The organism is Bombiscardovia coagulans (genome assembly GCF_002259585.1).
In the GTDB taxonomy this organism is placed as follows: domain Bacteria; phylum Actinomycetota; class Actinomycetes; order Actinomycetales; family Bifidobacteriaceae; genus Bombiscardovia; species Bombiscardovia coagulans.
The window spans coordinates 136,709-155,527 of the sequence record NZ_MWWS01000004.1 but is presented as its reverse complement, the minus strand read 5'-3'; the positions used below and the strand labels follow the sequence as shown (position 1 = coordinate 155,527).

The 18,819-nt window shown below is 46.2% G+C and carries 17 protein-coding genes and 1 tRNA gene; 16 read left to right on the top strand and 2 right to left on the bottom strand.

The window, feature by feature from the left end:
* Window positions 1–22 precede the first annotated feature (22 nt).
* The 11 genes from aroC to BOCO_RS02385 all read left to right on the top strand — a co-directional run bounded on the left by aroC (window position 23) and on the right by BOCO_RS02385 (window position 13,047).
* On the top strand, window positions 23–1,225 hold the full coding sequence (gene aroC / locus BOCO_RS02435) for a chorismate synthase (protein ID WP_094722516.1): 1,203 nt from the start codon (window positions 23–25) through the stop codon (window positions 1,223–1,225).
* Window positions 1,222–2,847, top strand: coding sequence for a bifunctional shikimate kinase/3-dehydroquinate synthase (locus BOCO_RS02430; protein ID WP_169711882.1), 1,626 nt, complete (start codon window positions 1,222–1,224; stop codon window positions 2,845–2,847). Before aroC ends, BOCO_RS02430 begins: the two co-directional genes overlap by 4 nt.
* A gap of 46 nt (window positions 2,848–2,893) precedes the next feature.
* Window positions 2,894–3,379 carry a type II 3-dehydroquinate dehydratase gene (locus BOCO_RS02425; protein ID WP_094722515.1) on the top strand — a complete coding sequence of 162 codons (486 nt, stop codon included), beginning with the start codon at window positions 2,894–2,896 and terminating at the stop codon, window positions 3,377–3,379.
* A 337-nt stretch (window positions 3,380–3,716) separates the two neighbouring features.
* Window positions 3,717–5,378 (top strand): CTP synthase, encoded by a 1,662-nt coding sequence (locus BOCO_RS02420; protein ID WP_094722514.1) that lies wholly within the window; start codon window positions 3,717–3,719, stop codon window positions 5,376–5,378.
* 205 nt (window positions 5,379–5,583) lie between these two features.
* Entirely contained in the window at window positions 5,584–7,083 is a 1,500-nt protein-coding gene (gene sufB, locus BOCO_RS02415; RefSeq protein ID WP_094722513.1) for a Fe-S cluster assembly protein SufB, read from the top strand.
* 1 nt (window position 7,084) lies between these two features.
* Window positions 7,085–8,311 (top strand): Fe-S cluster assembly protein SufD, encoded by a 1,227-nt coding sequence (gene sufD, locus BOCO_RS02410; protein WP_094722512.1) that lies wholly within the window; start codon window positions 7,085–7,087, stop codon window positions 8,309–8,311.
* Between the two features lies 1 nt (window position 8,312).
* Window positions 8,313–9,092: a Fe-S cluster assembly ATPase SufC gene (gene sufC / locus BOCO_RS02405; protein WP_094722511.1), complete on the top strand. Its 780-nt coding sequence runs from the start codon at window positions 8,313–8,315 to the stop codon at window positions 9,090–9,092.
* A 57-nt stretch (window positions 9,093–9,149) separates the two neighbouring features.
* Complete coding sequence (locus tag BOCO_RS02400; RefSeq protein ID WP_094722510.1) at window positions 9,150–10,421, top strand: SufS family cysteine desulfurase; 1,272 nt, start codon at window positions 9,150–9,152, stop codon at window positions 10,419–10,421.
* A 63-nt stretch (window positions 10,422–10,484) separates the two neighbouring features.
* Window positions 10,485–11,087: a Fe-S cluster assembly sulfur transfer protein SufU gene (gene sufU / locus BOCO_RS02395; RefSeq protein ID WP_169711881.1), complete on the top strand. Its 603-nt coding sequence runs from the start codon at window positions 10,485–10,487 to the stop codon at window positions 11,085–11,087.
* 30 nt (window positions 11,088–11,117) lie between these two features.
* A complete protein-coding gene (locus BOCO_RS02390) occupies window positions 11,118–11,600 on the top strand; it encodes a metal-sulfur cluster assembly factor (RefSeq protein WP_420835396.1) in 483 nt (160 codons plus the stop codon).
* Between the two features lie 154 nt (window positions 11,601–11,754).
* Window positions 11,755–13,047, top strand: a complete 1,293-nt coding sequence (locus BOCO_RS02385) for a uracil-xanthine permease family protein (RefSeq protein ID WP_094722918.1) — start codon at window positions 11,755–11,757, stop codon at window positions 13,045–13,047.
* Between the two features lie 87 nt (window positions 13,048–13,134).
* Here the strand turns inward: BOCO_RS02385 and BOCO_RS02380 are convergent, their stop codons facing one another.
* On the bottom strand, window positions 13,135–13,992 hold the full coding sequence (locus tag BOCO_RS02380) for a TrmH family RNA methyltransferase (protein ID WP_094722508.1): 858 nt from the start codon (window positions 13,990–13,992) through the stop codon (window positions 13,135–13,137).
* 150 nt (window positions 13,993–14,142) lie between these two features.
* A tRNA-Leu gene (locus BOCO_RS02375) sits at window positions 14,143–14,230 on the bottom strand.
* A 168-nt stretch (window positions 14,231–14,398) separates the two neighbouring features.
* Here BOCO_RS02375 and BOCO_RS02370 point away from each other — a divergent pair.
* The 5 genes from BOCO_RS02370 (at window position 14,399) to BOCO_RS02350 (ending at window position 18,763) form a co-directional block, all read left to right on the top strand.
* Entirely contained in the window at window positions 14,399–15,187 is a 789-nt protein-coding gene (locus BOCO_RS02370) for a 16S rRNA (uracil(1498)-N(3))-methyltransferase (RefSeq protein WP_094722507.1), read from the top strand.
* Between the two features lie 97 nt (window positions 15,188–15,284).
* The gene (locus tag BOCO_RS02365) at window positions 15,285–15,647 is read left to right on the top strand and encodes a histidine triad nucleotide-binding protein (RefSeq protein ID WP_094722506.1); all 363 of its coding nucleotides are present in this window, start codon (window positions 15,285–15,287) and stop codon (window positions 15,645–15,647) included.
* 85 nt (window positions 15,648–15,732) lie between these two features.
* On the top strand, window positions 15,733–16,839 hold the full coding sequence (locus BOCO_RS02360; protein ID WP_094722505.1) for a PhoH family protein: 1,107 nt from the start codon (window positions 15,733–15,735) through the stop codon (window positions 16,837–16,839).
* The gene (gene ybeY, locus BOCO_RS02355; RefSeq protein ID WP_094722504.1) at window positions 16,836–17,399 is read left to right on the top strand and encodes an rRNA maturation RNase YbeY; all 564 of its coding nucleotides are present in this window, start codon (window positions 16,836–16,838) and stop codon (window positions 17,397–17,399) included. The genes BOCO_RS02360 and ybeY overlap by 4 nt, the downstream gene beginning before the upstream one ends.
* Entirely contained in the window at window positions 17,396–18,763 is a 1,368-nt protein-coding gene (locus tag BOCO_RS02350; RefSeq protein ID WP_094722503.1) for a hemolysin family protein, read from the top strand. The genes ybeY and BOCO_RS02350 overlap by 4 nt, the downstream gene beginning before the upstream one ends.
* Window positions 18,764–18,819 lie beyond the last annotated feature (56 nt).

Genomic DNA, 18,819 nt, shown 5'->3' with positions numbered 1-18,819 from the left:
ACCGGATACCAAAGGAGACCACATGTTGCGTTGGCAGACAGCTGGAGAGTCACACGGTAAGGCCCTCATAGCAATGATTGAGGGAGTGCCTGCCGGCGTAAGGGTGTGTAGCCAAGACATAGCAGATGCTCTAGCGCGTCGCAGACTCGGCTATGGTAGGGGTGCCAGAATGAAGTTTGAGCAAGATCGGGTACATTTGTTGACTGGAGTGAGACATGGTGTGACCCTGGGTTCTCCGATCGCTATTGAGATAGAAAATACAGAATGGCCTAAGTGGGAGCAAGTGATGAGCGCTGATCCGCTTGAAGAGGGGATTGAACTTGCGCCTGTAGGTCGCAATGCCCCTCTTAGTAGGCCTAGGCCAGGGCATGCTGACCTCACTGGCATGCGCAAATATGGTTTTGACGATGCGCGCCCAATTTTAGAACGTTCTAGTGCCCGTGAGACTGCTGCCCGGGTGGCTGTGGGTACAGTCGCGGCCAAGCTCTTACAGCAGGCTTTGGGAATAGTAGTAGTTTCGCATGTACTCACCATTGGTGGTGTTGGCATCGACTATCGAAATCAGCCATACCGTTTGCCTAAACCAGAAGATGTGACTGCCTTGGATGCTTCCCCAGTAAGGACTCTGGATGAAAACGCTCAGGATCGGATGATGTCACGGATTGACCAGGCTAAAAGTGACGCGGACACACTTGGTGGTGTTTTTGAGGTTATAGCCTACCGTGTTCCGGCAGGTATCGGTACCTATGTTGAATCTGATCGCCGGCTTGATGCTGCTTTAGCTGGAGCTTTTATGAGTATTCAAGCAATGAAAGCGGTGGAAATAGGTGATGGCTTTACTGAGGCCGATCGTCTAGGATCTCAGGCTCAGGATGAGATTGTTTCAACTGACGAGGGTAAACTGGGAAGGTTGAGCAATAGGGCCGGAGGGATAGAAGGCGGGATGTCGGATGGAGAACCCGTTCGAGTTAGGGCTGCTATGAAGCCTATTTCTTCTATTCCGAGAGCCCTGAGAACTGTAGATATTACAACAGGTCAACCTGCAACGGCTATCAATCAGAGATCAGACAGCACAGCTGTGCCAGCAGCTGCTGTTGTTGGTGAAGCGATGATGAATCTTACTCTAGCTCAATACGTTATGGATAAATTCGCAGGAGACAGTGTTCAAGAACTCTCATCTAACGTTGTGTCATACCTTCAAGCATGGCCGGAGCATCTCCAATGAACTGGGAAGACATGCCTGTGGCCGTACTCATCGGTATGCCTGGCGCAGGAAAAACACGTGTTGGGAAATTAGCGGCACAGATACTCAATCTTCCCTTTACAGATGCTGACCAAGAAGTTGAGCAGAGGGCCAGTCGAACAATTTCGGAGATCGTGCGAGAAGATGGTGAACAATACTTCCGCAAGATTGAGAGTGATGTTGTCTGTCGTATCTTGCATTGTTTCAAAGGGGGTATTTTTGCTTTGGGAGGCGGTTCTCCCATGACCCCTGATATTTATGATGCATTGATGCAGTATCGGCACCAGGGTGGCATCATTATCCATATCGATGCTGATCCAGAAGAAGCAAGCGCTCGAGCTGTTCATGGTCTGAAGCGACCACTTCTGGAAAATAATGCCAAACAGAGATGGATGGAACTGTACGAAGAACGACAGCCAGTCTATCAAAGCTTAGCAACGGCTTCTATTCCTTCACATGGAACAACTCCTAAAATGATGGCTCAGCGCTTAGCAGATGTGCTTAAGGAACGGGTTGTTCATGTGAGTGGTGTAGAACCTTACGATGTACATATTGGTCCAGGAGCGACCTCGCGTTTGCGTATTCTGCTGGGAAACGAGACCCACCGTGTAGCCCTGATACATACACGTACTGTTCAACGCCATGCAGATCATGTCAGATCACTGTTGCGACAGGCTGGCTACGTAGTCAGTGACATTACAATTCCCGATGCTGAGGCAGGTAAAACGGTACAGGTTGCTAATGGTGTGTGGTCACGTTTAGCAGAGGACGGTTTTACCCGTTCCGATGCAATAGTAGGCGTGGGTGGGGGAGCAGCCACAGACTTAGCAGGCTTTGTTGCTGCCACTTGGATGCGTGGTATCAAGTATGTCAATTGCCCTACGTCTCTTCTTGCCATGGTCGATGCTTCTGTAGGCGGCAAAACAGGGATCAACACCATTCAAGGGAAAAACTTGGTGGGATCTTTTTACACTCCTGTAGGAGTTTTAGCTGATATACGAACCTTGTGTACCTTGCCTAGAGATATCTTCATAGAAGGATTAGGTGAGGTGGCTAAGTGCGGTTTTATTATGGATCAGCGCATTTTGCAAATTTTGGAGGAGCAGGTAGATTGTCTGTGTCATTTCGACGGTTCTGTTCACAATGATCGCATCAACGATATAGTTACTGAATTAATCGAACGATCCACTATTGTTAAGTCTCGATATGTTTCAGTAGATTTGAAGGAGTCTGGTCCTAGAGAATTTCTGAATTACGGTCATACGTTAGGTCATGCTATTGAGCAAATAGAGCATTTTTCATGGAGACATGGGCAGGCCGTTTCAGTAGGCATGGTTTTTGCAGCAGAGCTATCCAATCTCATGGGGTATAGTGACCAAGGATTAGTGAAATACCACCGTGAGCTTTTACAGTCATTAGGCTTGCAAACATCATGGTCCGGTGGCTCATGGGAGCAGGTTCTTGAAGTGATGCATCGGGATAAAAAAACTAGAGGCAGTCAGCTACGTTTTATCATAATAGATAGAATCGGGCACCCGTTGCACTTAAACAATCCGCCAACTGATGCAGTTCATGCGGCCTTTGAACGAATCAGGTCCGAATAACTTTATTGGGAGTAGCGGCTGAAACGTGGTCAGGAGGGGTAGAACAATGACTGAAGCGGAAATTGAGACAAAGACTCACAGGGTGGTAGTGGTTAATGGTCCGAATTTAGGTCGCTTAGGTGTCCGTGAGCCTGAGGTATACGGATATCAGGACCTCACGCAGTTAAAAAAAGATTGCTTACTTTGGGGGCAGGAACTGGGTTTAAGTGTTGAAGTGCGTCAGACCGATGATGAAGGGCAAATGGTCTCTTGGATGCATCAGGCTGTAGACAGAAAGACAGCGGTCGTTATAAACCCTGCTGCTTTTACACATTACAGCTACAGCCTAGCTGACGCTGCTGCTCAGGTAAGTAAATCAGGAATGCCATTGATTGAGGTTCACATTTCAAATCCTGCTTCTCGTGAGACTTTTCGCAAGCATAGTGTTATCTCACCCATTGCAACAGCAACTATTACCGGGATGGGCTTTTATGGATACCGACTTGCTTTGGAAGCAGTAGCACATTTCAGTGAAGAGATAGACAAAGATTAAGTCAGATAAAAATCTCACAAATTAAGGACATACAGCGTCTTATCAACCTCTTCAGTTCATCGGAATCGAGATATGGAGAGTCCATATTTGCACAACACTATGGTTCATATGCTGCTCAATGCGTGAATTTAGGGCGGCCAGGGTTTCTGGATCTTACAATCAGCGACCTGCGATATACTAGGGGTACCTGGAATATAGTTTCATACGGAGCTATTTCTGATGTATATGGGCGTGTCCAGGTAGTTTTCAATGAGGAGAAGACATTATAGCTTTTTGTATGATTTTATCTTCCAGATTATTTTCATAAGATCCTATGCCAATGATAAGCTGAAGTTCCATGGTCAAACAACATGGAAATTCCCAAGAACACATTACCAAGCACATTTTTGTTACTGGTGGAGTTGTGTCTTCTCTCGGTAAAGGTCTTACAGCTTCTTCTCTCGGAAGGTTGCTCCGTAGCCGTGGTATTCGTGTCCTTCAGCAAAAGCTGGACCCCTATATTAATGTGGATCCAGGTACGATGAATCCCTTCCAACATGGTGAAGTCTACGTGACGGAAGATGGTGCTGAAACAGATTTGGATATTGGCCATTATGAACGTTTCCTAGATGTCTTCTTGACTCAAAAAGCTAATGTGACCACCGGGCAGATATACGAGTCTGTCCTTCGTAAGGAACGAGCAGGAGAATACCTAGGTCAATGTGTCCAGGTCATTCCTCATATTACGAACGAAATTAAGAGTCGCATGCGTGCGCAGGCTAGCGACGATGTAGATGTCATCATTACAGAGATTGGTGGCACTGTGGGTGATATTGAGTCACAGCCTTTTATGGAGGCAGCTCGCGAAGTTCGTCGAGATATTGGTGCAGAAAACTGCATGTTTGTCCATGTATCTCTCGTTCCGTATGTAGCTGCGGCGCATGAACTGAAGACCAAGCCAACACAGCATTCTGTTATGGCTTTGCGGCAACTAGGCATCACTCCTGATGCTTTAGTACTTCGTTCTGACAGGCTGCTCAGTCAATCCATTAAAGATAAAATTTCTTTGATGTGTGATGTTAACGAAGAAGGCGTCATCAATTGTGTCGATGCTCCTTCGATTTACGATGTTCCAAAAATTCTTCATGATGAAGGCTTGGACGCTTATGTAGTAAGAGAACTCGGTTTGCCATTCCACGATGTTGATTGGGCTGAGTGGGATGACTTGTTGGAGCGTGTTCATCATCCAAAACGTGAGGTCAATGTAGCTATTGTCGGCAAGTATATTGACCTGCCTGATGCATACCTATCAGTTTCAGAAGCTCTCAAGGCAGGTGGTTTTGCTAATTGGGCCAAGGTTAATGTCAAGTGGATTACCGCGGACTCATGCGAAACCATGGAAGATGCTGAGCGGGCTCTGGCAGATGTCGATGGAATCATTATTCCGGGCGGTTTTGGTTCACGCGGTGTTGAGGGAAAGATGGGCGCATTGCACTATGCGCGTGAGAACAAGCTTCCTGCCTTAGGATTGTGCTTGGGTATGCAGTCGATAGTAATTGAATATGCTAGGAATGTATTAAAGCTTGAAGATGCCAATTCATCAGAGTTCGAGCCTGGTTGCACCAATCCTGTCATTGCTACCATGGAAGAGCAAAAGTCAATTGTTGAAGGCGACGGTGATATGGGGCACACTATGCGGTTAGGTGCATATCCCGCGGTGCTCAAAGCTGACTCACTGGTTGCTGGTCTATACGGGAGCACAGAGGTCAGTGAGCGTCACCGTCATCGGTATGAGGTGAATGTTGCATACATGGACCGACTCAACGAATCTGGGCTTCATATTAGCGGCACTAGCCCTGATGGTAAGTTGACTGAGTTTGTGGAACTTCCTGAAAGTGTTCACCCATTCTATGTGGGCACACAGGCACACCCAGAATTCAAATCCCGTCCAACAAAGCCTCATCCACTTTTTGCTGGTTTGGTTAAAGCAAGCTTAGACCACGAGGCTGCCCGTCACTGAATTCGTCTTCTACCTCATAATAATAACTTTCGTCCGTTGCTCTTGATTTCGTTCAAGGTCAACGGACGTTATTTTTGTTGTAAACACTATACTGTTCTTATTTATTTGAAATTAGTTCTGGCGGTTTCTCGTTTTGGTCGCTATTGTTAAGCCTAACGACAAGGTTGCTGATTTGCGGCTGAATGGTGTTAGGAGGTCTGTGCATATGAGTACCAGCTCAAAGCAGACGGATATAACGCGAGATGTGGAAATGAGCCAGTACGTTTCTGACCGATCTCGCGTCAATGAAGACAAGATTAAGCAAGATGACGAGATCCTTTCTCAATTCGGTGACTACAATTACGGCTGGCATGATTCAGATGCCGCAGGCGAAGCCGCTCAAAAGGGTATCGATGAGGATGTTGTTCGTGCTATTTCGGCTGATAAGCATGAACCAAAATGGATGCTTGAACGTCGGCTTCAAGGTTACCGTGCTTTTCTCGAAAAACCGATGCCTGAGTGGGGTGTTGATTTAAGCGACTTTGATGCGCAAGACTTCAAGTACTATGTTAAACCGCTTGATAAGCAGGCCCAGAACTGGGAGGACTTACCAGAAGACATTAAGAATACCTATGACCGACTTGGCATTCCTGAAGCTGAGAAGAAGCGGCTCGTTTCTGGTGTCGCGGCTCAATACGAGTCTGAAGTTATCTATAATTCGATTCGTGAGGATCTCACTGAGCAAGGAGTTATCTTCATGGATACCGATACAGCCTTGCATGAACACCCTGACTTGTTCAAAAAATACTTCGGCACTGTCATTCCAGCTGATGACAATAAATTCGCTGCACTGAATACTGCTGTCTGGTCTGGAGGTTCTTTTGTCTATGTTCCTAAGGGTGTGCATGTTGACATTCCTCTCCAGGCATACTTCCGCATTAATACGCCAAATATGGGCCAATTCGAACGTACGCTAATTATTGCCGATGAAGGCTCCTATGTTCACTATGTAGAGGGTTGTACAGCACCTATTTATTCGACTGATTCCTTGCATGCCGCAATAGTAGAAATTATTGTTGAACCGCATGCGCGTGTGCGTTATACAACTATTCAGAACTGGTCTAATAATGTATACAACTTGGTGACCCAGCGTGCATATGTCCGTGAGGGAGGCACCATGGAATGGGTGGATGGCAATATTGGTTCGAAAGCGACCATGAAGTATCCCGCCTGTATTCTGGCTGAACCATATGCAAAGGGTGAGACCATGTCTTTGGGATTTGCAGGACAAGGACAGTATCAAGATACGGGGGCGAAAATGATACATTTGGCTCCCCACACTTCATCGACTATCGTTTCTAAGTCCATATCTCGCAATTTAGGCAGGGCAGCTTACCGGGGCCTTGTCAAAATCGTGAAAGGTGCTGAGCAGTCTTCATCTTCTGTGGTGTGTGACGCCCTGTTAGTCGATAACTATTCCAGGTCTGACACTTATCCTCACGTTGATGTTCGAGAAGATGATGTGACAATGTCTCACGAGGCTACGGTCTCAAAAATTTCTGAAGACCAACTTTTTTATCTCATGAGTCGTGGTCTCAGTGAAGAAGAAGCTCGAGGTATGATTGTACGTGGTTTTGTGGAGCCAATATCGAGAGAATTGCCCATGGAATACGCTCTAGAGCTGAACAGACTCGTCGAGTTGCAGATGGAAGGTTCGGTTGGTTGAGATGGCTGAAAATATACAGAAGCAAAACATCGATAAAGAGAAAACAGATCCATACCTAGCTCCGGCTCGGATGCCATCAAGTGTAGACCGTGCAGTTCGTTCTTTTGACCCTGACGACTACGCTATTCCTACACGTAAGCAAGAGGATTGGCGTTTTACCCCTGTTGAACGATTTGAAGAGTTCTACCATGTCTTCAAGCCATCAGGTACAACTACTATTTCAGTAACTTCGATTGACGGTAGCACACCGCCGCAAGATCAGGTTTCTGTATCTACCACAGATATTATGCAGGAACCTTTCGGCACTGTTTTAAAACCCAATGACAGGGTGTCAGCAGTTGAGTGGGCATCTGCCACAGCGTCGCACGTTGTTGTTCTTCAAGGTGAGATTGAACAGCCGATTTTGATTCGCATTACTGGAGGAGGCCTCCAGTTAGACGCTTTACACCTGGTCATTGTGGCAAAGGAGCGTACCTATGCTGATGTCGTAGTTGAGCATACTGGCGATGCTTATCTCACAGAAGGCGTTGAAATAGTGACAGGTGCTGATTCGCATATTTCAACTACCTTTGTGCAGGAATGGGGGACAACATCAAAAGAAGTTGGCAATCAGCGTATACACATCGGTCCTGGTGCCAGTTTGCGACATTCAGTTGTCACTCTCGGTGGAGATGCAGTTCGTATTCGTATGGACCAAGAGTTTGGTGGCGAAGGTGGAGAGCTCAATATGCTCGGTATATACTTTGTTGATCCTGGACAACACATGGAGCATCGAACGATGGTGGTTCACAACCACCCCAATTGCAAGTCTCGTGTTGTCTATAAGGGAGCACTGGATGGAGCGAAAGCACATGCAACATGGGTGGGTAATGCTCTCATTCAGCCTTCGGCACCAGGTACAGACTCATATGAATTAAACAGGAATCTGGTGCTAACGCCAGGAGCTGTAGCTGATTCTGAGCCTAACCTAGAAATCGAAAATGGTGACATTATCGGCGCCGGACATGCCAGTTCGGTTGGGCGTTTTGAGGAGGAAGAACTATTCTACCTACAGTCCCGAGGGATCCCAGAGGCTGAAGCCCGTAAATTGGTTGTTAGAGGCTTCTTTGGAGAACTCGTCGAAGAGATAGGTGTTCCGAGTGTTGCAGGTCACCTTATGGAAGTTATTGACCGCAGACTGTCAAAAGGTGAGAGTGAAGCCATGAAACACGTTTTGGAGGGTAACTAATATGTCTAGACTAGAAATTAAGGATCTGCACGTCTCTGTTGAAACGAAAGAGGGCCGTAAGCAGATTGTAAAAGGTGCTAATTTGACGGTTGAATCTGGACAGACTCACGCAATCATGGGACCTAATGGTTCTGGCAAGTCAACCCTTGCTTATACGTTAGCAGGTCATCCCAAGTACATCGTCGATTCTGGACAAGCCCTGCTTGATGGGGAAGACTTGTTGAAAATGACCGTTGATGAACGTGCCAAGACTGGTCTCTTTCTTGCCATGCAGTATCCCGTAGAAGTTTCTGGCGTTTCTATGACCAACTTTTTACGTACCGCTAAAACAGAGATAGATGGAGAAGCTCCTGCAATACGGACGTGGACAAAGGACCTTAACGCTGCTATGAAACGGCTGAAAATGGATCCAAAGTTTGCCCAACGATCAGTGAATGAAGGTTTCTCTGGTGGTGAGAAAAAACGTGCTGAAGTACTACAACTGGAGATATTGAAACCCAAGTTTGCTATTTTGGATGAGACAGATTCTGGCTTGGATGTAGATGCTCTACGTATCGTTTCAGAGGGTGTTAATAGGGCTAAAGAGACTACGGGACTGGGGATCTTAATGGTGACCCACTACACTCGAATTCTCAAATACATTAAGCCTGATATTGTGCACGTTTTTGCAGATGGACGTTTTGTTAAAACAGGTGGCCCAGATTTGGCTGACGAACTGGAAGAGGCAGGCTATGATCAATACCTTCCTGATGGTGCTGATTCCGAATCTGCTTTAGCTTGATACATTCTCGCCCTCTAGAAGCTTCAGCTATCTACCGTATATGAGGAGGCAGGTGTCATGGATGAATTTGCACAAGTTCGTGCTCAATTTCCTATTTTAAAGCAACAAATACATGGCCAACCTCTCATCTACTTAGATTCTGCGGCCACAGCGCAAAAACCCCAATGTGTTATTGATGCAGAATCACATTTTTATGAGTATGAAAATGCTGGCGTACACCGAGGAACTCATGAATTAGCTGCTAGAGCTACAGATGCATTCGATCAGGCCCGTAGTAAGGTGGCTGCTTTGGTTGGAGCTCAGTATGGTGACGGACTGGAGGAAATCATCGTTACCGGAGGAGCTACTGCCGGTCTTAACTTACTTGCTGCCGCACTTTCTTATGCTAGCCAAGGTAGGGGAGGTTCTGCAGCACAACAGTTTGCTATACGGGAAGGTGATGAAATTGTTGTAAGTGAGGCAGAGCATCACTCTGTCCTTTTGCCTTTTCAAGAATTGAGCTACCGTACTGGAGCTAAGCTGAGATGGTTTCAGCTTGATCAAGAAGGAAGAATCCGTTCTGATACAGCTGAACAAGTAATTACAGAACGAACCAAAATCGTAGCCATTACCCATATATCAAATGTGACAGGTGCGGTTACAGACATAGCACCCATTGTGCGCCGGGCTCATGAGGTAGGTGCTTTCGTGGTCCTGGATGCATGTCAGTCGGTTCCACATATTCCAGTTGATTTTCATGCATTGGACGTTGATTTCGCTGTATGGAGTGCTCATAAGATGTATGGTCCAACAGGGGTTGGTTTCCTATATGGTAAGAGAGCTCTTTTGGAAGCTTTACCTCCTGCAAGTTTCGGTGGTTCCATGGTTGAATTGGCTTTTATGGACAGGCCTGCTCAGTACATGGCGCCTCCGGCACGTTTCGAGGCAGGTACGCAACCCGTAGCGCAGATGGTAGCTGCTGCTACAGCAGCAGAATGGTTGAGCGAGATTGGTTTGAGCCGTATTGTTACTCACGAAAAGGTCCTTTCTCAGGAAATGCTTAAGCTTGGTGGTATTGAGGGAATTCGTATTTTGGGGCCTTCTACAGGCTCAGGTCGCATCGGTACCGTCGCATTTGATGTGGATGGGGTACATCCGCATGATGTAGGCCAGTTTGTTGATGCCCGAGGAATCGGGATTAGAGTGGGTCACCACTGTGCACAGCCAGTCCATCGACACTTTGGGCTGTACTCTTCTAGCAGGGCTTCTATAGGTGTGTATAACACCATTGATGACGTTGACAAGTTACTGAATGCTGTGTCAGACGTCAGATCATTCTTCCGAGTCTGATCCGCATGCGGTTGCAGTACAGATACGATCAACAAGACGAGAGTTAGAAGTAAGTTTGAGACCATGGTAGAAGATTTTGGAATGGGCGAACAAGAACTTCAGGAGATGTATCAAGAGGTTATTCTGGATGCGTCAAAACACCCGCATGGAAAGATTGTTTCAGGAGCCGACTCTAGTTTGGAAACGGTTTCTATAGGTGCTCATGGTGGAATAACGTTGACTTCCGGACATGAAGCATGCAAAACTGCTCAGTCACAGCAGTTCAATCCTACCTGTGGTGATACAGCAACAGTGTATGTAGAAGTGTCTAGCGGTTCCAATGGGAATTCTTATCGTATAGAACGTATAGCTTGGGACGGTCAAGGGTGCTCTATATCGCAGGCTAGTTTGTCAATTATGGTCGACTTAGTTCAGGGGCAGACTGTAGATAAGGCTATGGCACTTGCTCAGGATTTTCAGTTACTGATGCACTCTCGTGGGGTCGGCTTGGACGATAACCAAGCCAATGATGATTTAGGGGATGCAATTGTTTTCCAGGGGGTATCACGATACCCCATGAGAATTAAATGTGCTCTCTTGGGCTGGGAAGGTATGAAAGCTTCTATAGCACAGGCAATGACTCAGTTTGAAACTGCGGATGTACCAGCGGTCAAGTCGCAGAAATGAGAAGAATACATGACAGATGAAAACAAAAGAATGACTACTGACACAAGACCAGATAGTGCAAGCGCATCTCATCCTCATGCGACCCAGTCTCAACAAAACAATAGTATGACTTCTGACAACGCCATTGCTCCCAGTAGTGAGGGGGAAGAAGCTATACCACTCAAGGCAGTCAATGAGATAGGAAGGGTAACCGCTAGAGACGTAAGAGAAGCACTTCATCAGGTCATCGACCCTGAGCTGGGTGTGGATGTCGTCGATTTAGGATTGGTGTATGGTGTGGAGATAGACGATAACGGCCGTGCCATTATCACCATGACACTCACGACTCCAGCCTGTCCTTTAACTGGTCTCATTGAAGATCAATGTGCTCAAATGCTGGCTGGTATAGTTGAAGAATTCAGAATAGAATGGACCTGGAAACCCAGATGGTCGTATACAATGATTACTCCTGAAGGCAAGGAACAGTTGGCCGCTATCGGTCTCGATGTGGATAATCTTCCTGTTGCACAGTAAATTGCCAGAACTAGACGAGTGAATATCTGGCGTGTTGCAACAGCTATGACTGTTTTTCGACCGTTGCCTGATAGTAAACTGTCAGCCTTTCATAATACTATGAGGTTTCCGGTCCGCCGTGGCTGGCACGGCGAATGAAAAGAAAGCACTGAACATGTCTATTTTCGCGGGCTGGAAACTTCACGGCAACGGTAAAACATTAGCTCCAGGCGAGGTTGTTGAACCGGATGAGCGGTTGACTTGGCCGCGCACGGCTGGTATCGGAGCTCAGCATGTCATTGCTATGTTTGGTTCCACATTTTTAGTTCCTATTTTAACGGGTTTTGATCCGTCCACCACATTGTTCTTTACAGCGCTTTCCACAGCGCTGTTTTTGTTAATGAATGCGAATAAGCTACCAAGTTATCTTGGTAGCTCTTTTGGTTTTATAGCCCCAATTATGGCCGTAACCACAGCCCATAAAGGTTTGGCTGTAGCGTCATTTGGCATTATGGTCACAGGCGGACTGTTAGCAATTATTGGACTCATCGTTCATGTAGTAGGAGCCCGATGGATTGATGTCCTCATGCCTCCCACAGTGACAGGTGCCATTGTTGCTATTATCGGTTTCAACCTAGCTCCTTCTGCATGGAATAATTTCAAAGTTGCGCCCATCACTGCTCTGGTAACCTTGCTGGCAGTTATGTTTATCTCTGTGCTTTTCAAAGGTCTTCTGGGCAGGCTTAACATACTCTTAGGAGTTATAGTTGGATACGTTTTCGCCGTGGCCCGACATGAAGTTGATTTTACTGCGGTGAGAGAAGCTGCATGGTTTGGTTTGCCGAAGTTTCATTTACCGGAAGCTGATTTCTCAGTATTAGCGATGTTTATTCCGGTTGTGCTGGTATTGGTCGCAGAAAATATCGGACATGTGAAATCAGTTTCCTTAATGACCGGACGAGATTACGATAATCGGATCGGTACTGCTTTGCTTTCAGATGGACTAGGAACTTTCTTTGCAGGCCTCGGCGGGGGATCTGGTACTACAACATATGCTGAAAACATTGGCGTCATGGCGGCCACAAAGGTCTATTCAACAGCAGCATACTGGTGTGCAGCTTTGTTTGCTTTCATATTGAGTCTATGCCCGAAGTTTGGTGCGGTCATCAACACTATACCCGGGGGAGTGTTGGGTGGTGTAACAACTCTTCTGTACGGCATGATAGGTATGTTAGGCGTGCGTATTTGGGTGGAGAACAAAGTTGATTTTGGTAAAACTGTTAATATGACCGTTGCAGCGGTCGTTATGGTGGTTGGTATAGCTGACTTTACCTTTGCCATCTCGGGTATTTCTTTCAATGGCATTGCTATTGGTTCAATAGCAACACTCATCATGTACCATGGCCTTAAAGCCATAGGTCGGGTCCGTGGCACTGTCGATGCTGACGACTATATCAAGCAGGATTAAAAAGACTGATCTTGTTTTCAACGTCCTATGTAAAGGCATATCTTCCTACCAGTCTCATTCTCAGAGGAAGATATGCCTTTCGTTGCACTAAGCGAGTTTTGGTTTTGTAGCATAGAACGCAACAGCAGAAGATGCAGCTACATTAAGTGAGTCAACTCCATGACTCATAGGAATACGGACTGTCAGATGAGAATGACAGATCGTCTGATCAGATAAACCATCGCCTTCAGTTCCAAAAATAAGAGCAAGTTTGTCGATGCTGCCGGAATCTAAACGTTGGACCAGCTGGTCTAGGCTGAGTGAATCGTCTCTCAAAGCCATGGCTGCTGTGGTAAAACCGAGATTATGTATCTGTTGGAGCCCTTGAATTGGCCACCCATGCGGGTCGTCTTCGTTAATTCGTGTCCAAGGAACCTGGAATACAGTACCCATGGATACACGGGCTGCTCTTCGGTAGAGGGGGTCTCCACAGGAGGGAGTGATTACAACTGCATCGATGTCCAAAGCAGCTGCAGAACGTATAAGAGCGCCCACGTTTGCATGATCGACTATATTTTCCATAATGGCAATGCGATGCGCATTGTTACAGATTTGCTCGATACTAGGAAGCGGCCACCGACGCATAGCAGCTAAGGCTCCTCTATGTAAGCGATACCCAGTTATACTTTTGAGTTGATCGGGTGAAGCAACGAATACTGGTATATCAGGACCCCAGACCTCATCTATGTGATGGAAGGTCTCTTCCATCTGTGCAAGCCAAGGCTCTTCGACTAATAAGGAGATAGGTTCAACGTTGGCTGTCAAAGCACGAGTTATGACTTTAGGTGATTCCGCGATGAATAACCCCTTATCGGGCTCCAATCGGTTGCGCAATTGCAAATCAGTCAGATGGGTATATGCATATAATGCCTCATCATCGATTGAAGTAACCTTCACAATTCGCATCTGTTGCCTTCTTTTACTTCTTATCGTCGACTATATGCAAGTGTCAGGTAAATATGTAGACAATGTTGCATGATAGCAGGTGATGAGCATACGTTCATTTTCTCGACTTGAAATAAGCTGGTATGAAGAAAAGAGCCTCTGGCTTAAGAGTGTCCGGAGCGGGACTTGAACCCGCACGCCTGTATAAAATAGGCACTAGCACCTCAAGCTAGCGCGTCTACCATTCCGCCACCCGGACAGGTGAAATCACAACAAGTATACTATAGCACCCAATTGCATAAACTACACGACTTATCTGTAGAGCGTGTCGTCGTTTTGTTTCCTTATGTTTTGATGGAACTGGCAATATGTTATATCTCAATTGCGGCATTATTGAGTTCTGGACTTGCCGCTATTCTTTACAAGTATGACTGAACCGCTCTTCCTTCTTGATCCTTCTCATGACAATTCACCAGTGAATTGTGACGAGTTTCATACCGGATGGAAGCTCAGTCTGCCATCACATATCCGTAAGCATGCAATCCAAGTCATGAGACTCAAAAAGGGAGACCGCCTCCAACTGTCGGATGGACGAGGTTTACGAATTCATGCCAGTATTCAAGATCCGCAGTCTGGTCTGGTTGAAGTTGTGGCTGTCGGAAAAGAACCACGTCCTATAATTTCTACAGTGCTAGTTCAGGCTTTAGCAAAGAGTGGTCACGATGAACAAGCCGTCGATATGGCAACGCAGGTGGGAGTCGATGCTGTTATTCCTTGGCAGGCAGACCGTTCAATCGCAAAATGGAAGAGTGAAAAAACAGGACGTAAATGGGACAATCTTTTAGATTCAGCTAGTGAGCAATCAAGACGTGCCTGGCGGCCAGAGTTACAAGCGTGCATGAGTTCTCGGCAATTAGCAGTTTATTGCCAAGAAGAAAGCGCTCGAGGGAATGTCGTGATATTGCTTCATCAAGATGCCTTACATTCTTGGCCCGAGGTACGTAGCCAACTTGAACATCTTGTAGGGCTCGGGCATGAGTATCGGGTGTCTGTAATTGTTGGCCCTGAAGGAGGTGTTAGCGAAGCTGAGGCTGCATCTTTTGTAGAGGCAGGGGCTAAGGCAACACGTTTAGGAAATAATATTTTGCGTGCCTCAACAGCGGGTCCTCTGGCATTAGCTGCCATGTCTGATGTGCTGGGACGCTTCGATGGCTGAGTGATTGTGGATGTAAGTTCAATGCCAATCAGCTTATCCCTCTCCCGCAATAAGATAGGGACAACAGCAATTGCTCGAACTGAACGAAGGAGCATTCATGAGCGAAGATCAGGGATCAGATACATGCCTTTTCTGCAAGATCATTGATGGGCAGGTACCGAGTTCCAAGGTGTTCGAGGACGAAGCGGTATATGCATTTAACGATATAGAACCGAAGGCCAAAGTGCATGTTTTAGTGGTTCCCAAGCACCATTATCGCAACGTCGATGAGGTTGCAAAAGCTGATCCAGAGCTGTTGGCACATATGGTTGATGTTTCTCAGAAGATTGCAGATGAAGCATATCTGGGTCAGTTCCGACTCGTTTTCAACACTGGTGAGCAGGCAGGTCAAACTGTCTTTCACGCCCATGCTCATGTGCTTACTGGTGAGGATTTGTCAGCAAGCCACACGAGTTTGTAAAGCTCAAACTCAAAGCGAGTCTATTTCAACAGTAGTTTTCCTCTTCTTTTTATTACTACAAAGCACATTCAACAGTTAGGTTTCATTGGCTACTTCAACACGTATTATCCGTATTCCGGCTGGTATGGATCCAGTTTTCGTCCTAGGGCCGTCAGACTCTGTTCTCAACCGTATTGAACATGCTTTCCCCAAAGTCGATTTTTTTGTACGAGGTGACGAAATTCGTTTGAAAGCTACCTCCACAGAAGCTGACGAGCAAGCTATACAGGCTATACAACTGCTTTCGAATCTCATCGATGCCGCAGTAGTTGCTCCGGCGAGTGTACAGGTGGTTGAACACCTTTTGGATCATGCAAGAATAGGTGATAACAGCACTTCTGGCACGATAACTGTTACACCATTGGCTCATTCAAGAACTACAACATCTGCACAGTCAGTGACGTATGAAGAGCGGACAAAGGTCAGCAAAACTCCACGTTCCTCAAAAGTACTTGCGTACGCTGCTGGCCGCCCTGTGATGCCAAAGACCAGAGGTCAAAGTGCTTATGTAAGTGCTATTAACACTCATACGATTACCTTTGGTATCGGTCCGGCTGGAACGGGTAAAACATATTTAGCAGTAGCGAAGGCGGTACAGGCTTTCAAATCAAGAACAGTAAGTAAGATCATTTTGACTCGACCGGCAGTTGAAGCTGGTGAAAACCTGGGATTTTTGCCTGGTAGTCTCGCTGAAAAGGTGGATCCCTATTTACGCCCACTGTATGACGCTCTTTCTGACATGCTCGGTGCGGACCGGCTGCACCACTTTATGGAAACAGGAGCTATTGAGGTAGCTCCTTTGGCATACATGCGTGGAAGAACCCTCAATGATGCGTTTGTTATTCTGGATGAAGCCCAGAATACCACCAGACAGCAGATGAAAATGTTCTTAACCCGTCTAGGGTTCAATACCACTATGGTAATTACAGGAGACACAACCCAAATTGATTTAGGTTTACCTTCGTCAGGTCTAGTAAGTATTGAAAAAATTCTGCAGGATGTAGATGATATTGCATTTGTTCATTTAGGCTCCCACGATGTGGTCCGGCACGAGCTTGTAGGGCATATTGTTGAAGCCTACGACAGGTATGCCTCAGCACAAGGTAAGGGCAAGCACGCCAACAATAAGCAACCTTCGGAAGAGCAGTCATGAGCATAGAAGTGACTAATGAAACACAATGGTCCATAGATCCTAAGGTATTCTCCGATTTAGGATTATGGGTGTTACAGCAGATGCAGGTCAGTACACAGTCAGATATGACAATTATCTTTAATGATCCTGATCCTATGGCTGTGTTGCATGAGCGATGGATGGGGTTGGAAGGCCCAACCGACGTTATGAGTTTTCCTATGGATGAACTGAGGCCCGGAGACGTCAGTAGTCAACCTGAAGGAATCTTGGGAGATATAGTTATTTGCCCTTGGGTTGCTCATCAACAAGCTATATCTGCTGGACATTCAACGATGGAAGAGATGCTATTGCTCACTATTCATGGCACCTTGCACCTATTGGGTTATGATCATACAAACAGTCAGGAAGAGCGTCAGATGTTTGGATTACAACGACAGCTTCTATTAACCTTCTTGGCACAGCGGTCCGGTCCTATGGAACAAGCTGAACTACCCATAGGGGTCAGTGATGCACTAGCAGTATACGAACGCGCGCACACCAAAACTGTTAAGGGTCAAACTAACAATGGAGAAAGCCAATGAGCATGCCTGATATGTTGGTGTTTGCGGCTCTTGCAATGGGAACAGTTGTACTGGTTTGGCTCTCATTAGTTATGGCAGCCACTGAAGGTGCTGTAGCTCGTGTAACACGTTCAAGCTTAAACAATTTGATTTTAGGTCTACAAACGGATAGCGAATTAAGCCAGTTTTCCAGAATGAAGCGCATCGGAAAAGTTCATAAAGTGCAGACTTTGATCGTTGACCGCCATGCAACCACCGGTTCATGTAGCTTCTTCAGAATTACATGCAATATTCTTACTGGTGTATTAGTAACCAGTATTTCTGCTTGTTTGGCTTTACCCTTGTGGGTGTCTTTGCTGTCTGGTCTAGTGTTTGCCCTGGTCATTGCTTTCATCTCTGTCAAGGTCAGGCCTAGAATAAGTGGTACCCGCAAGCCTCTTGATATTTTACTGAAACATGTTCGAGTTGTTTCTTTAGCGGTATTTCTTACCCCTTTTTCTCGGTCTTCTTCAGCAGAAATAAAGGCTAAAACCTCTCGGAATGGGGATTTATCCGACGACGAGGAATTGGAGAAAATCCAAATTGAACAAGGTCGTGCAATGGTTGACCAGTTGGTAGAAGCCAGCGCTTTTGACCCAGAAATTTCTGAGATGCTGAATAATGTTCTGACCTTGTCAACTACCTTGACTAGAGAAATCATGGTCCCTCGAACGGATATGATATGTATCAACAAGCATACGACCTTATCGTCAGCATTAAAATTGTTTTCTCGGTCCGGTTTCTCCCGCATTCCAGTTATCGGTGATGATGTTGATGATTTGCTTGGGGTGCTCTACTTGAAAGATGTTGTCAAAGCTATAGCTTTTGATTCCGACATGAAGGAACATGAAGTTGGCCCCCTCGCACGTAAAGCCGTACTTGTGCCAGAATCCAAACCAGTAGATGATCTTTTTCATTACATGCAAAAGACTCGGCACCATTTAGCTGTCGTTGTGGACGAATATGGAGGAATTGCTGGTTTAGTTACTATCGAGGATGCCATTGAGCAAATCGTTGGAGAGTTAGAAGATGAGCATGACCGTATCCAGCATGAAGAACCTGTCCAGATAGGTAACAATGTTTGGAAGTTGCCAGCAAGAACGCCGATTGCTGATTTGGAAGAGCTGTTTGAAATAGATATTGATGAGGATGACGTTGACACGGTATATGGACTCCTTACCAAACTTCTTGGGTCTGTTCCCATTGTGGGTTCAAGCGCGGTCAACCGAGGTCTACGCTTGACCGCTGCCGACTCTGCTGGACGACGGAAAAAAATAGCAACGATTATTGTTGAGCCAGCATCAGTTTCGGACTCTGAGCCCAAAGATAACGATGTAGAAGGGTAATGTCTTTTTGTTCGCTAGTATGAGTGATGCGTATATCTAGACACTTCTGCTGGTTC

Coding starts and splice junctions, on each gene's coding strand:
- BOCO_RS02380 (WP_094722508.1), bottom strand. CDS start 13,992: ATGCGAATTGTGAAGGTTACTTCAATCGATGATGAGGCATTATATGCA.
- BOCO_RS02430 (WP_169711882.1), top strand. CDS start 1,222: ATGAACTGGGAAGACATGCCTGTGGCCGTACTCATCGGTATGCCTGGC.
- sufU (WP_169711881.1), top strand. CDS start 10,485: ATGGTAGAAGATTTTGGAATGGGCGAACAAGAACTTCAGGAGATGTAT.
- BOCO_RS02400 (WP_094722510.1), top strand. CDS start 9,150: ATGGATGAATTTGCACAAGTTCGTGCTCAATTTCCTATTTTAAAGCAA.
- BOCO_RS02390 (WP_420835396.1), top strand. CDS start 11,118: ATGACTACTGACACAAGACCAGATAGTGCAAGCGCATCTCATCCTCAT.
- ybeY (WP_094722504.1), top strand. CDS start 16,836: ATGAGCATAGAAGTGACTAATGAAACACAATGGTCCATAGATCCTAAG.
- BOCO_RS02420 (WP_094722514.1), top strand. CDS start 3,717: ATGGTCAAACAACATGGAAATTCCCAAGAACACATTACCAAGCACATT.
- BOCO_RS02425 (WP_094722515.1), top strand. CDS start 2,894: ATGACTGAAGCGGAAATTGAGACAAAGACTCACAGGGTGGTAGTGGTT.
- sufD (WP_094722512.1), top strand. CDS start 7,085: ATGGCTGAAAATATACAGAAGCAAAACATCGATAAAGAGAAAACAGAT.
- BOCO_RS02385 (WP_094722918.1), top strand. CDS start 11,755: ATGTCTATTTTCGCGGGCTGGAAACTTCACGGCAACGGTAAAACATTA.
- sufC (WP_094722511.1), top strand. CDS start 8,313: ATGTCTAGACTAGAAATTAAGGATCTGCACGTCTCTGTTGAAACGAAA.
- BOCO_RS02365 (WP_094722506.1), top strand. CDS start 15,285: ATGAGCGAAGATCAGGGATCAGATACATGCCTTTTCTGCAAGATCATT.
- aroC (WP_094722516.1), top strand. CDS start 23: ATGTTGCGTTGGCAGACAGCTGGAGAGTCACACGGTAAGGCCCTCATA.
- BOCO_RS02370 (WP_094722507.1), top strand. CDS start 14,399: ATGACTGAACCGCTCTTCCTTCTTGATCCTTCTCATGACAATTCACCA.
- sufB (WP_094722513.1), top strand. CDS start 5,584: ATGAGTACCAGCTCAAAGCAGACGGATATAACGCGAGATGTGGAAATG.
- BOCO_RS02350 (WP_094722503.1), top strand. CDS start 17,396: ATGAGCATGCCTGATATGTTGGTGTTTGCGGCTCTTGCAATGGGAACA.